Genomic DNA, 13,782 nt, shown 5'->3' on the forward strand with positions numbered 1-13,782 from the left:
TAATGAATAGTTTTGGCTTCTTAAAATCCCTTCAAGCCTTGAACTAAACGGTCTAGCTAAAAGCATGAGAGTAAATTTGTGTTGTTATTAATGTGTTTCTTTACGTTAACGTAAATGTTAGTGCTATGCTTACGTAAACGTCAAGAAATCACAGTGCGAAAATTCATCGTTTTATGAGAGGCTGGAGTGACACCACATTCTGTGTGAAAGCTCCGTGGTAGCAGGTGTGAGGGATGAGTTCGTGAACTGTGAATTATCGTCAGAAGGGACGAGAACATGGGAAACGACATCTGGATTGTCAGTGCAAAGCGAACGCCAATCGGGCGCTTTCAAGGTCAGTTACAAGGTTATTCAGCGCCTCAATTAGGGGCATTTGCTATCAAAGCGGCAATGGATGCGAGCGGCGTTAGCGAAGTCGACGAAGTCTATATGGGCTGCGTATTACCTGCGGGATGTGGGCAAGCACCAGCCAGACAAGCAGCACTAGGTGCAGATCTTCCGCTGACGACAGGCTGTACCACCATCAACAAAGTGTGTGGCTCTGGCATGAAAAGCGTCATGCTGGTTCACGATCTTATCAAAGCGGGCAGCATTCGCAGTGCCATCGCCGGTGGTATGGAAAGCATGACCAATGCGCCGTATCTGCTTAAAGAAGCGCGTAACGGCATGCGAATGGGTCACCAATCTACTTACGACCATATGTTTCTCGACGGTCTTCAAGATGCGTATGAAGGGCATTTGATGGGAGTCTATGCGCAGCAGACGGCTGACCGTTCTGAGTTTACTCGTGAACAAATGGATGAATGGGCAATCCTATCTGCGACAAGAGCGTTGGAAGCGCAAGAGCAGCGTCTGTTTGACGACGAAATCTCGCCGATAGAAATCACGACTCGTCATGGCGCTTCAACTTTGGATTACGATGAACATCCTCGCTCGATTAAGCTCGACAAGATTCCCCAACTCAAACCCGCATTCGATAAGAACGGCTCGGTGACGGCTGCAAACTCAAGTGCGATATCCGATGGTGCTGCAGCCTTGGTGTTAATGGACTCGCAGGTGGCACAGCATCAAGGCTTAACGCCATTAGCAATCATCAAAGGACACTCGACCCACGCCAGAAAGCCCGCCGAATTTACCCTCGCGCCCGTCTTTGCAATAGAGCAGTTGTTATCTCAACTCGATTGGTCAGTAGACGAGGTCGATCTTTGGGAGATCAACGAAGCGTTCGCCGTTGTCACGCAAATCGCGGTGCGCCAATTAGGCATCAATAAAGACAAAGTAAACATCAAAGGCGGTGCGTGTGCGCTTGGGCATCCAATTGGCGCAAGTGGCGCTCGTATTTTAGTGACTCTCATTCATAGCCTGCGCCAACTGCAATCGCTTGGTGTAGATGGCGACAACAACAATAAAAAAGTGATGCGAGGTATTGCATCACTGTGTATCGGTGGTGGTGAAGCCACTGCTATTGGTATTGAGATACCGCTTTAATTCCAATTATCGAATAACGTAAAGAAGGACTAGATTATGACTCGCACGGTTCCCTTATTCATCGATGGTGAGTTTCGTGAATCTCAAGCAACGGATTGGGTAGAAGTGACAAACCCAGCCACAAATGACGTGATTGCGCGTTTGCCATGCGCAACGGATGAAGAGATGCACGCGGCAATTGAAAGTGCAAAAGCCACCTTTACCTGTTGGAAAGATGTCGCCGTGTCTGAGCGAGCGCGTTTAATGCTGCGCTACCAACATCTACTGAAAGAACATCATGATGAATTGGCGACGTTACTTTCTCATGAAACAGGCAAGATCTTTGCGGATGCAAAAGGGGATGTGTGGCGTGGTATCGAAGTGGTCGAGCAAGCTGCCAATATCGCCAGCAACATGATGGGAGAAACCGTCGAGAATGTTGCTACAGATATCGACAGCTATTCGCTGATTCAACCGCTTGGGGTGTGCTGCGGTATTACGCCGTTTAACTTCCCAGCCATGATCCCTCTCTGGATGTTCCCAATTGCGATTGCGAGCGGGAATACCTTTGTCCTAAAACCTTCTGAACAAGTGCCGCTAACGTCCATTCGCTTGGCTGAGTTGTTCGAAGAAGCGGGTGCGCCAAAAGGTGTGCTGCAAATCGTGCATGGTCGTAAGGAGCAGGTCGACTTGTTGCTGAAACATCCCGATATCCAAGCCGTTTCTTTCGTTGGTTCTGTACCTGTAGCGCAATACATTTACACCACAGGCACACAGAACTTCAAACGTGTTCAAGCCTTTGCTGGCGCGAAAAACCACATGGTAGTAATGCCAGATGCGAACAAAAACCAAGTGGTGAACAACTTAGTTGGCTCTTCGGTTGGTGCGGCAGGGCAACGTTGTATGGCGATATCCGTCGCAGTGTTTGTAGGCAGTTCGAAAGAGTGGATTGCCGATTTAAAACAAGAAATGGCGAAAGTGCATCCCGGCGCTTGGGATGACGAGAATGCAGCGTATGGTCCTTTGATCAGCGCACAAGCAAAACAGCGTGTGCTCGGTTTGATTGAAGAAGGCAAACAACAAGGGGCGGTGTGTGAACTTGATGGTAGCCAATGCAAAGTCGAAGGCTTCCCAGAGGGTAACTGGGTTGGTCCAACCTTATTCAGTGGCGTCACCACCGAGATGTCGATTTATACCCAAGAAATCTTCGGACCTGTTTTGGTGTGTATTGAGGTCGACACGTTACAAGAAGCGATAGAGCTCGTGAATCGCAATCCATACGGCAACGGAACCTCCATCTTCACTGCAAATGGTGCGGCGGCGAGAAAGTATCAACATGAGATTCAAGTCGGTCAGGTAGGTGTAAACGTGCCGATTCCAGTGCCTTTGCCATTCTTCTCGTTTACTGGGTGGCGCGGCAGCTTCTACGGAGATTTGCACGCCTACGGCAAACAAGCGGTGCGCTTCTACACCGAGACCAAAACCGTGACGGCACGTTGGTTTGATGACGATATCCCAACCGGTCCAAATCTCACTATTAACTTGCGCTAACGAAGTAAGGAGCTCATATGGATTTTGAACTCAACGAAGATCAACGTATGTTTGCCGACACGGCTCAGCAGTTTGCGGCAGAGCGTTTAGCGCCAATGGCAGCAGAGTGGGATGAAAAACAAATCTTCCCCAAAGACATCCTACGAGAGGCAGGAGAACTCGGTTTCTTGAGCCTCTACACCCCAGAAGAACAAGGCGGTTTGGGCTTAAGCCGGTTAGATGCGTCTATCATTTTCGAGCAACTTTCTATGGGGTGCACATCGACCACCGCATTTATGACCATTCACAACATGGTGACTTGGATGGTCGCGAGCTTTGCGACCGATGAAGTAAAAGACGCATTCTGCCCAAAACTCATTACGGGTGAGTTTCTCGGATCTTATTGCTTAACTGAACCAAACGCAGGTTCGGACGCGGCGTCTCTAACGACTTCTGCGACTAAGCAAGGTGGTAACTACATACTCAACGGCGGCAAAACCTTTATCTCTGGCGCAGGCGATACTGACGTTTTAGTCGTGATGGCGAGAACCGGCGATGCAGGTGCGAAAGGCGTATCCGCGTTTGTTGTCCCCGCCGATGCAGACGGTGTTAGCTACGGACGTAAAGAGCCGAAAATGGGCTGGAACAGTCAGCCAACACGCGCGGTGACTTTCGACAATGTTTCTATTCCCGCATCACATCTGCTCGGGGAGGAAGGACAAGGGTTTGTGTTCGCCATGAAAGGTTTAGATGGTGGACGCATCAACATTGCGACCTGTTCGGTCGGCACGGCTCAGCAAGCGTTGAATCAAGCGGCGCAGTACATGCAAGAACGTAAACAGTTCGGCAAATCATTAGCTCAATTCCAAGCATTGCAGTTCAAATTGGCAGACATGGCAACCGAGCTTGTCGCTGCTCGCCAACTGGTACGTTACGCCGCCAGCAAGTTAGACCGAGGTGACCCAGATGCCACGACTTATTGTGCTATGGCAAAACGCTTTGCAACCGATGTCGGCTTTCAAGTTTGTGACCAAGCACTGCAACTTTACGGTGGCTACGGTTACATCAAAGAATACCCAATGGAGCGCTATTTCCGTGATGTTCGAGTACACCAAATTTTGGAAGGTACTAACGAGATCATGCGGTTGATCATCGCGCGTCGATTGCTCGCAGAGGAGTCGGCATTGCTATAAATGCGCCGACAAGCTCTGCTTTTATCCGTAAAGCTCAGGTCATTTTCATCAAGAAAGGATTCAGAGATATGTCACTAACAGAACAACAAGCGATTCAACATACCATCAGCAATCATGTTGCGGTGGTGACCATGAACAACCCGCCCGCCAATACTTGGACGTCACAAAGTTTAACCGCGTTGAAAGAGCTAGTGCTGGCGCTAAACGACAATAAAGACGTTTACGCTCTAGTGCTCACAGGGAATGGTGAGAAGTTTTTCTCTGCAGGTGCAGACCTCAAGTTGTTTGCTGATGGCGATAAAGCGGTTGCGTTAGAAATGGCGCGTATCTTTGGTGAAGCCTTTGAAACGCTCTCTGCATTTCGAGGGGTTTCCATCGCAGCCATTAACGGCTACGCCATGGGAGGCGGATTAGAAGTCGCATTGGCTTGTGATATTCGTGTGGTGGAAGAGCAAGCCGTGCTGGCACTGCCAGAAGCGAAAGTAGGCTTACTGCCTTGTGCTGGTGGTACGCAAAACCTAACCGCATTGGTCGGTGAAGGTTGGGCGAAACGCATCATATTGTGTGGTGAACAAGTCGGTGCAGCACAAGCGCGAGAACTCGGGTTAGCAGAAGAAGTGGTGGCAAAAGGTGGAGCGCTTAATAAAGCCATTGAGCTTGCAGAGTCGGTTGCCAATCAATCGCCGTCTTCGGTAACCGCATGTAAAGCGCTTATCCAAAACATGCGCTCAGCGCCACTCAAACATGGTCTGATAAAAGAGCGAGAACTGTTTCTAAACTTATTCGATACCGAAGATCAAACCGAGGGGGTTCGTGCCTTCTTAGAAAAACGTAAACCCAACTGGAAGAATCAATAGGAGGTCGCATGACAGGGAAAGTAACCATTAGCGAAATAGATTGCTTAGACGGCGTGCACCGAATTGGTATCGCGACGTTAGACAACAAGGCTTCTTTGAACGCGTTGACTTACGACATGTTGGCAGAGCTCAACGACCAACTTATCGAATGGCAAGATGACCCTGATTTGGTGTGTGTCATCCTCAATGGCGCGGGTGAAAAAGCGTTTTGTGCAGGGGGCGATGTACGAACCATGTACCACGTCATGCACGAGAAAAGTAAAGAAGAAACTGCCGAGTTCTGTTCTGACTACTTCTCGCTTGAGTACGAATGCGACTACCTGATTCATACCTACCAAAAGCCAATCATTGGCTGGGGAGAGGGCATTGTGATGGGCGGCGGCATGGGCTTGTTTATGGGCACTAGCCACAGAGTCGTCACCCCTAAATCTCGCCTTGCGATGCCGGAGATCAATATCGGGCTTTACCCGGACGTGGGTGGCACTTGGTTCTTAAGCCAAATCGACCCAGAGGTAGGTTTGTTCCTTGGTTTGACTGGCGCAATGGTGAATTCAAGTGACGCTGTCACTATAGGGCTGGCAGAATGGTTGCTGTTGGAAGAGCAATATCCGGCACTGTTAGAAGAGCTGAAGCAAGTCGATTGGGGCTCTGCCGATGCCAAATCGCTCGTCAGTGCGTTACTTCAATTGATGGAAGATCAAGTCATCGACAGCAAGCCGACAACTCAGATTTGCCCTTATCTCGACCAAATTAAAGAAGCCTGCAAAGGCTATGACTTAAATCAGATTGCCCAACGTATTCAAGCAATGGAAGGCGACACCCAATGGCTTGAGAACGCACAAAAATCGTTTGTTGCGGGCAGTCCGATCACCGCACATATCTGTTTTAGACAAGTCAAAGAGTACCATCGTTTGTCGTTGGCGGATTGCTTCCGTCTAGAGCTAACCTTGTCAGTTCGTAGCGCATTACTCGGTGAATTTGAAGAGGGCGTGCGCTCTCGATTAGTTGATAAAGACGGCAATCCAAAATGGATGTTTAACAGCGTCAGTGAAGTCGATGAGAGCGTCATCGATACCTTGTTCACTTCTCTTTGGTCAGAAGAGGAACATCCACTTGCACAGCTAGGAAAATAAGGAGAAACAACATGAGTACCATTGCATTTATTGGCTTGGGCAACATGGGCAGTCCAATGGCACAAAACCTATTGGCGTCAGGGTTTCACGTGCAAGTGTTCGATGTGGATGTGAACGCGGCGAGGCAACTTGAACCGTTTGGCGCGGTGGTTGCCAGTACGTTAGAAGAAGCCGTAGATGGCGCAGGAACGGTCATCACCATGCTACCAGCAGGTGCACACGTGCGCGCGGTGTACTTGGGGGATTTACACGGTGGTGTCGGTCTGCTTAACATTGTGCAGGACAACGCATTGCTGATTGACTGTTCGACCATCGATCCAGATTCCGCACGCTTGGTGGCGAACGAAGCTCAGAACAAACGACTGTTGTTTGTCGATTCTCCCGTCTCCGGTGGTGTAGCAGGTGCAAAAGCAGCAACGCTGACCTTTATTGTTGGTGGCTCGGATGAGGCGTTCTCCAAAGCCAATGCGATCTTGCAATACATGGGCAAGAACGTGTTCCACGCTGGTAAAGCGGGCGACGGTCAGATGGCAAAAATCTGTAATAACCTGATGTTGGGTATCTTGATGTCGGGAACCTGTGAGGCACTCAATCTCGGCATTGATCACGGTCTCGACCCGAAAGTCTTATCCAATATCATGCTGCAAAGCTCTGGTCGAAACTGGGCGCTGGAGCTCTATAACCCATGCCCAGGTGTGATGGACTCTGCGCCAGCGAGTAATCAATACAATCCCGGCTTTATGAGCAAGTTGATGCTCAAAGATCTTGGCTTAGGCTTGGATGCGGCGCTGCAAACCAACTCTTCTGTTCCGATGGGCTCTTTGGCTCGTAATCTTTATGCATTCCATAACGCAGCAGGTCATGCAGAACTCGATTTCTCTAGCTTGTTTGAATTCTATAAGAATCAGAAGGGCTAAAAGCGAGATTCCCTATCAGGCGTTTGAGCATGGAAGTTGTCCAGTAATGGAGTACAGATATGGATTTAAAAAACAGTGTCATTGCAATCACAGGTGCGGGGCAAGGACTAGGACAGATGATGGCGGTCAGCCTTGCTCAAGCGGGCGCAGATTTAGCATTGCTAGATGTTAACGAAACGGGACTGCTGAATACCCAAGAACAATGCCGGATGCTCAGTGCCAAAGCTTTGATCTATCGACTTGATGTCACCAATGAATCTGAAGTGGAGGATACCTTTAATGAGATTCTTCAAGACTTTGGGCAGCTAAATGGCTTAGTTAATAACGCTGGCGTGTTGCGAGATGGATTGTTAGTCAAAGCCAAAGACGGCGAGATCACCAAGATGTCGCTTGAGCAGTTCAACCTAGTGATGAACGTCAACGTCACAGGCACCTTCTTGTGTGGTCGAGAAGCGGCAGTCAAAATGATCGAGAGTGGCTCGAAGGGAGCTATTATCAACATCTCCAGCGTGGCGAGAGCAGGCAATATTGGACAAACCAATTACTCGGCATCGAAAGCTGCCGTCGCAACCATGGCAACAACATGGGCAAGAGAACTCGCCAGATATAGCATTCGCTCTGCGGCTATTGCGCCCGGTGTCGTCAAAACGGCAATGGCAGATCAAATGAAACCAGAAGCCATAGACCGGCTGCAAAAGATGATACCCGTCGGTAGGATGGGGGAGACGAGTGAGATTGCTCATGCTGTGAAATACATTCTTGAAAACGACTACTTCACAGGGCGAGTGCTCGAAGTGGATGGCGGGATGAGAATGTGAAGAAAGAGCCGATTACGGCTCTTTCTTGTTTTTGAGTGTCTCAATTTTGTGTGTGTAATAAGCATTTTGGAAGAATGCCATTCCGAACACGAAATAAAACAAACCAGTTTTAGTCGAGTCGTCTGCATCAGACCAGAACCACACTGTAAAAGAAAAAATGATGACGTAATTAAACGTTATAATAAGAAGTTTGGACATGACCGTAATGCCTGATTTTTCACCGTAATCAAACAATAAACTCATCGTAAGCCCAACAAAGACTGTTAGCTTCTTAGCCTCGAATGAACTCACAAATTTAAATGTACAGAATGAAATGTTCTCAAGCTAAAGACGTCGCTACTTAGTGTTAAATTGAGTTAACAGTTCAGTGGGCGTTTTCCCCGTTACTCGTTAAAACATAGAGTTTGTGAATGATATATCGTTCGCGGTGATTGAAATTTGAAATGCCATGTAAATAGTATGTGAATTCATAACTATGACACTGGTCACGCTTTCCTTAATTCGCACTTTCTAATGTAGCTCACACTCTCGTGCCGAATACGCAACTGATTACTCTTCTCGTTTACATTGCTTAAGTTACTGTAAAGAAAAGAATATGCGATGTAGTACGTTAATGTTGTGCACCTGTTTTGCTATTCCTATATCAATATAAGCTTTCATAAATGGAACGTTAGTTTCCATCTGTGGCTAATGAGCTTTCCTTTTTCCCTCCGCATAATGCGCTCGAATGTAACAATGTATTTCAAAGTGTAACAATAAACTCACGTTGTGAGTGTGGTTTTAACCATCAAGCAACTTGATACCTCCCACCAAGAAGTCCATTGCTGCACAAGCTCAACACAAAAATATTCTAATGACCAAGACAACCAATCGCAGGGCTTGCTCTGTTGTTGGCTAACCATCGAGAAAGTTAATGGAAGCTTCAAGATACAAACGCATCTTAGCGAGGATAAGTTTGGCAGGAACCATTCTTATGCTTTCGGGGTGTAACTCTGCTCTACTTGACCCGAAAGGTAGTATTGGCGTTCAGGAAAAAGAACTGATCATTACAGCGCTTTTACTGATGCTGATTGTCGTGATCCCCGTGATTTTAATGACAATCTATTTTGCTTACCGCTACCGAGAGTCGAACACTGGCGAGGAATACGCTCCAGAGTGGGCGCACTCGACCAAGATCGAAGTGGTGGTGTGGACGATTCCAATCATCATCATCGCGATTCTGGCAACCATCACTTGGCGTTCTACTCACGAGTTAGAGCCATCCAAGCCCATCGCAAGTGACGTCAAACCCATCACCATTGAGGTGGTGTCACTCGACTGGAAATGGCTGTTCATCTATCCAGAAGAGAACATTGCGACAGTGAACTACGTGGCGTTTCCGAAAGATGTTCCGGTTCAGTTCAAACTGACCTCAGACAACATCATGAACGCGTTCTTTATCCCGCGTCTCGGTACTCAGATCTACGCGATGCCAGGCATGGTGACCAAGTTGAATCTGATTGCGAACCACACAGGGGATTACAAAGGCTTTGCTTCTAACTACAGCGGTAAGGGGTTCTCGCAAATGAAATTTACCGCAGCGGCGATGGAAGATCGCACTGCATTCCTGAATTGGGTGCAGCAAGTGAAAGCCAGCCCTGATCGAATCGAAGACTGGGAGCAATTCCGTGCGCTTGCATCACCGACGGTGGCGGAGCCTGTGAAGATGTTCTCTAGTATTCCACCATTTTTGTTCACCGACGTCGTGACCCAGCATCCGGGTTCAATGAACTGTTTGCCGGAAAATCTAGGATAATCGCAATGTTTGGAAGATTAACACTTGAATCAATCCCTTATCACGAGCCGATTATTGTCGTCACTCTAGCGGTGATCGCGATCGTTGGTTTGGCTGTCGTTGCGGCGATAACCAAAGCGGGTAAGTGGCAATACTTATGGAATGAATGGTTTACTTCGGTAGACCACAAAAAACTAGGCTTTATGTACATCGCTGTGGCAATGGTGATGTTGATTCGTGGCTTTGCTGATGCGGTCATGATGCGTAGCCAACAACTGCTTTCTGCGGCAGGTGAGAGTGGTTATTTACCCCCACATCACTACGACCAAATCTTTACTGCCCATGGCGTAATCATGATTTTCTTCGTGGCGATGCCGTTAGTGATTGGTTTGATGAACATCATCGTGCCGCTGCAAATTGGTGCGCGTGATGTGGCATTCCCTTACCTAAACAACCTAAGCTTCTGGTTGTTTATTGTGGGCGTGATCCTCACCAATATGTCACTTGGCTTGGGTGAGTTTGGTCGTACTGGTTGGTTGGCGTATCCGCCGTTGTCTGGTATCGAGGCAAGCCCCGGAGTTGGGGTGGATTATTGGATATGGGCGCTGCAAATATCCGGTGTCGGTACCACACTGACGGGCGTGAACTTCTTTGCGACTATTTTGCGCATGCGTACGCCGTCTATGCCAATGATGAAGATGCCAGTGTTCACGTGGGCTTCCCTGTGTGCCAACATCCTAATCATCATTTCATTCCCAATCCTAACCGTAACCATCGCGTTACTGACGCTGGATCGTTACATCGGCACGCACTTCTTCACCAATGATCTTGGCGGAAACGTAATGATGTACGTCAACCTGATTTGGGCATGGGGTCACCCAGAAGTGTACATCCTGATCTTGCCTATTTTTGGTGTGTTCTCTGAGGTAACGGCAACCTTCTCACGCAAGAAGCTGTTTGGTTACACCTCACTAGTATGGGCGACCATCGTAATTACGATTTTGGCGTTCGTCGTTTGGCTGCATCACTTCTTCACCATGGGCTCAGGTGCAAATGTGAATGCATTCTTCGGCATCGCCACCATGATTATCTCTATCCCGACCGGGGTGAAGATCTTCAACTGGCTATTCACCATGTACAAAGGGCGAATCCGCTTTACCACGCCGATGATGTGGACAGTTGGTTTCCTGATTACCTTCTCAGTTGGTGGTATGACGGGCGTACTGATGGCGGTTCCGGGGGCGGACTTTGTTCTGCATAACTCTGTGTTCCTGATTGCGCACTTCCATAACGTAATCATTGGTGGCGTGGTATTCGGTTGTTTCGCGGCAATCACTTACTGGTTCCCGAAAGCGACAGGTTTCACCATGAACGAAACATGGGGCAAACGTGCATTCATTTGCTGGATTGTTGGCTTCCTAATGGCGTTCCTACCGCTTTATGCACTGGGCTTTATGGGCATGACGCGTCGTTTAAGCCAAGACCTTAACCCAGAATACTTCCCATTGTTGGCAGTTGCAGCAGCAGGTACGGCAGTGATTGCGCTTGGCGTGGCTTGTCAATTCATTCAAATCTACGTGAGTGTTCGTGACCGCGAGCAAAACCGTGACCTAACGGGTGACCCGTGGGGCGGTCGTACTTTCGAGTGGGCGACGTCTTCACCACCGCCGTTTTACAACTTTGCCCACCTACCAAAAGGTGATGTGCTAGACGCGTTCTGGTACCAAAAGCAGAGTGGCGAATTCGATCCAACCAAAGAAGTGGAATACGAACGCATCCACATGCCGAAGAACACACCAACAGGTATTTATGTGTCTGCATGGGCATTGGTATTTGGCTTCGCGATGATCTGGTACATCTGGTGGCTAGCAGCAGCAAGTTTTGTTGGCATCATCGTGACGTGTATCCAACACAGCTACAACGACGACGTGGATTACTACGTTGAAGTAGAAGAAATCAAAGCGATTGAAGCGGAGCGTCGAGCTCAACTTGAAGAAGCGAAGAAAAACGAAGTGAAAGACAACGATAAGAAAGACGATCTGGAGGTGACTTATGCAAGCTAATGTTGCGGTTCACGACCACGATCATCACCATGATTCTGCCGGCATTAAGCTGTTTGGTTTTTGGATTTACCTAATGAGTGACTGTGTATTGTTTGCGACTTTGTTCGCGACTTACGCAGTACTAGAAAGCGGCTCTATTGCGGGTCCAACCGGTAAAGACATTTTCGAACTGCCGTTCGTGTTTGTAGAAACCATGTTGCTGCTGTTCAGTAGTATTACGTTTGGCTTCGGCATGATTGCGATGAAGCGCAAAGACGTTGCAGGGTTAAAGCGTTGGCTAAAAGTGACCTTCTTACTTGGTGCCGGCTTTATTGGGATGGAAGTGTATGAGTTCCATCACCTGATTGTTGAAGGCTATGGTCCACAAGAAAGTGCATTTCTATCTGCGTTCTTCACTTTGGTCGGAACGCACGGTTTGCACGTAACCTTTGGTTTGATCTGGCTAGCCGTGTGCTACCACCAACTTTCAACCAAAGGCTTGAACGATAACATGTCGATGCGATTCCAGTGCTTGAGCTTGTTCTGGCACTTCCTAGACATCGTTTGGATTTGTGTATTCACAATCGTTTACTTATTGGGGGTTATGTAATGGAACAACATCTAGATACAGGTGCCTCTGATTACGTGAAGGGCTTTATTGCGTCTCTGATCCTGACCGTGATTCCTTTCTACTGTGTGTGGGCGCAAGTACTGCCAGATACCGCAACTTATGCTGTGTTATTTGGTTGTGCGATTGTGCAGATCTTCGTGCACTTTAAGTACTTCTTGCACATGGAAGTGAAGACGTCAGAAGGGCAGTGGAACGTGGTGTCACTGATGTTTACCGCCATTGTTGTGTTGATTCTGATCGCTGGTTCGATCTGGATCATCTACAACATGAACGTCAACATGAAGTTGTAGGCTAGGGTATGCTGAAAAGTTATTTGTCTATTACTAAACCGGGCATCATTTTCGGCAACCTGATTTCTGTTGCGGCGGGGTTCTTCCTCGCCGCAAAATCAGAACCCGCTAACTTTCTGTTGTTGCTAACAACGTTAGTTGGCGTCGGGCTTGTGATTGCATCAGGATGCGTGGTGAACAATATCTTCGACCGCGATATCGACCAAAAAATGAAGCGCACGCAAAACCGTGAATTGGTGATGGGAAACATCAACATCGATGCGGCGTTTGTTTACGCTTTGGTATTGCTGTTGAATGGCACAGCGTTACTATTCCAACTGGTGAATCCGCTCTCCGCTGTGGTTGTACTCTTGGGTTACGTGTTTTACGTCTTCTTCTACACCATGTGGTACAAGCGAAATTCGGTCTATGGCACCTTAGTCGGCAGCATTTCTGGCGCGGTTCCTCCGCTAGTGGGCTACCTTGCGGTGACGAACTACATCAGCTTAGAAGCGATTTTACTCTTCATTATGTTTTGTCTTTGGCAGATGCCGCACTCTTACGCGATTGCGATGTTCCGCATGCAAGATTACCGCGATGCAGGCATTCCTGTTCTTCCCGTTAAAGAGGGCATTACCAAAGCCCATCAACATATGAAGGCGTACGTGGTGGCTTTTGGTGTGGTTGCTATTGGGTTGTTTATGCTGGGTGAAGCCGGCTACGAATATTTAGCGGTCTCGGCGGCGGTGTGCTTTATGTGGACGCGGGTGACGTTCCAAAAAGTGAATTACAACAACTACATCCAATGGTCCAAAACGGTGTTTAAGGTGTCGTTATTGGTTGTAATGAGCATCAGTGGTGTGCTTGGCTTAGAGTTGATTCCACTGCCGTTTATTCATTAAAGGAAAGTAAATCTGAGTTAACGATTGATGGCATCAGTAGTAGTGATGAGAACAAAAACAATGAATGCGGAATCGGTGATCTATCTCACCAAACCTTAATCCAGATTAAAGTTTTGCCGCAGTTTCGGCGGTAAGGTTCGCGTCGCTCATCGCACTGAACAGAAATTCAGAGAAGGAACAGCCATGCTTTGTGTATCGCTGTTCCTTTTTCGTTCCTGCTCGGTAGTGATGCATCTAAAAAGACAGATT

At 48.0% G+C, this 13,782-nt stretch carries 12 protein-coding genes; all 12 read left to right on the forward strand.

Going from position 1 to position 13,782, the window contains the following annotated elements; all coding sequences use genetic code 11:
- The first annotated feature begins 276 nt into the window (after nucleotides 1-276).
- The 12 genes from ABMY42_RS03235 to cyoE all read left to right on the forward strand — a co-directional run bounded on the left by ABMY42_RS03235 (nucleotide 277) and on the right by cyoE (nucleotide 13,533).
- Nucleotides 277-1,488, forward strand: a complete 1,212-nt coding sequence (locus ABMY42_RS03235; protein WP_349265967.1) for an acetyl-CoA C-acyltransferase — start codon at nucleotides 277-279, stop codon at nucleotides 1,486-1,488.
- A gap of 36 nt (nucleotides 1,489-1,524) precedes the next feature.
- Complete coding sequence (locus ABMY42_RS03240; RefSeq protein ID WP_154202552.1) at nucleotides 1,525-3,018, forward strand: CoA-acylating methylmalonate-semialdehyde dehydrogenase; 1,494 nt, start codon at nucleotides 1,525-1,527, stop codon at nucleotides 3,016-3,018.
- Nucleotides 3,019-3,035: 17 nt separating this feature from the next.
- Nucleotides 3,036-4,190 (forward strand): acyl-CoA dehydrogenase family protein, encoded by a 1,155-nt coding sequence (locus ABMY42_RS03245; RefSeq protein ID WP_349265968.1) that lies wholly within the window; start codon nucleotides 3,036-3,038, stop codon nucleotides 4,188-4,190.
- Between the two features lie 68 nt (nucleotides 4,191-4,258).
- On the forward strand, nucleotides 4,259-5,047 hold the full coding sequence (locus tag ABMY42_RS03250) for an enoyl-CoA hydratase (protein ID WP_009701914.1): 789 nt from the start codon (nucleotides 4,259-4,261) through the stop codon (nucleotides 5,045-5,047).
- An 8-nt stretch (nucleotides 5,048-5,055) separates the two neighbouring features.
- Nucleotides 5,056-6,180 (forward strand): enoyl-CoA hydratase/isomerase family protein, encoded by a 1,125-nt coding sequence (locus ABMY42_RS03255; protein WP_349265969.1) that lies wholly within the window; start codon nucleotides 5,056-5,058, stop codon nucleotides 6,178-6,180.
- Nucleotides 6,181-6,191: 11 nt separating this feature from the next.
- Nucleotides 6,192-7,097, forward strand: a complete 906-nt coding sequence (gene mmsB / locus ABMY42_RS03260) for a 3-hydroxyisobutyrate dehydrogenase (RefSeq protein ID WP_045418338.1) — start codon at nucleotides 6,192-6,194, stop codon at nucleotides 7,095-7,097.
- Nucleotides 7,098-7,156: 59 nt separating this feature from the next.
- Entirely contained in the window at nucleotides 7,157-7,915 is a 759-nt protein-coding gene (locus ABMY42_RS03265) for an SDR family oxidoreductase (protein WP_349265970.1), read from the forward strand.
- A gap of 913 nt (nucleotides 7,916-8,828) precedes the next feature.
- Nucleotides 8,829-9,710, forward strand: a complete 882-nt coding sequence (cyoA, locus tag ABMY42_RS03270; RefSeq protein ID WP_078609229.1) for a ubiquinol oxidase subunit II — start codon at nucleotides 8,829-8,831, stop codon at nucleotides 9,708-9,710.
- A gap of 5 nt (nucleotides 9,711-9,715) precedes the next feature.
- Nucleotides 9,716-11,752, forward strand: coding sequence for a cytochrome o ubiquinol oxidase subunit I (gene cyoB, locus ABMY42_RS03275; RefSeq protein ID WP_053050993.1), 2,037 nt, complete (start codon nucleotides 9,716-9,718; stop codon nucleotides 11,750-11,752).
- Nucleotides 11,742-12,341, forward strand: a complete 600-nt coding sequence (gene cyoC / locus ABMY42_RS03280) for a cytochrome o ubiquinol oxidase subunit III (RefSeq protein ID WP_005451611.1) — start codon at nucleotides 11,742-11,744, stop codon at nucleotides 12,339-12,341. The genes cyoB and cyoC overlap by 11 nt, the downstream gene beginning before the upstream one ends.
- On the forward strand, nucleotides 12,341-12,652 hold the full coding sequence (cyoD, locus tag ABMY42_RS03285; RefSeq protein ID WP_005443825.1) for a cytochrome o ubiquinol oxidase subunit IV: 312 nt from the start codon (nucleotides 12,341-12,343) through the stop codon (nucleotides 12,650-12,652). Before cyoC ends, cyoD begins: the two co-directional genes overlap by 1 nt.
- Before the next feature lie 8 nt (nucleotides 12,653-12,660).
- On the forward strand, nucleotides 12,661-13,533 hold the full coding sequence (gene cyoE / locus ABMY42_RS03290) for a heme o synthase (RefSeq protein ID WP_274877743.1): 873 nt from the start codon (nucleotides 12,661-12,663) through the stop codon (nucleotides 13,531-13,533).
- Nucleotides 13,534-13,782 lie beyond the last annotated feature (249 nt).

This window comes from Vibrio sp. SSH13-20 (genome assembly GCF_040104475.1).
Lineage (GTDB): Bacteria > Pseudomonadota > Gammaproteobacteria > Enterobacterales > Vibrionaceae > Vibrio > Vibrio harveyi.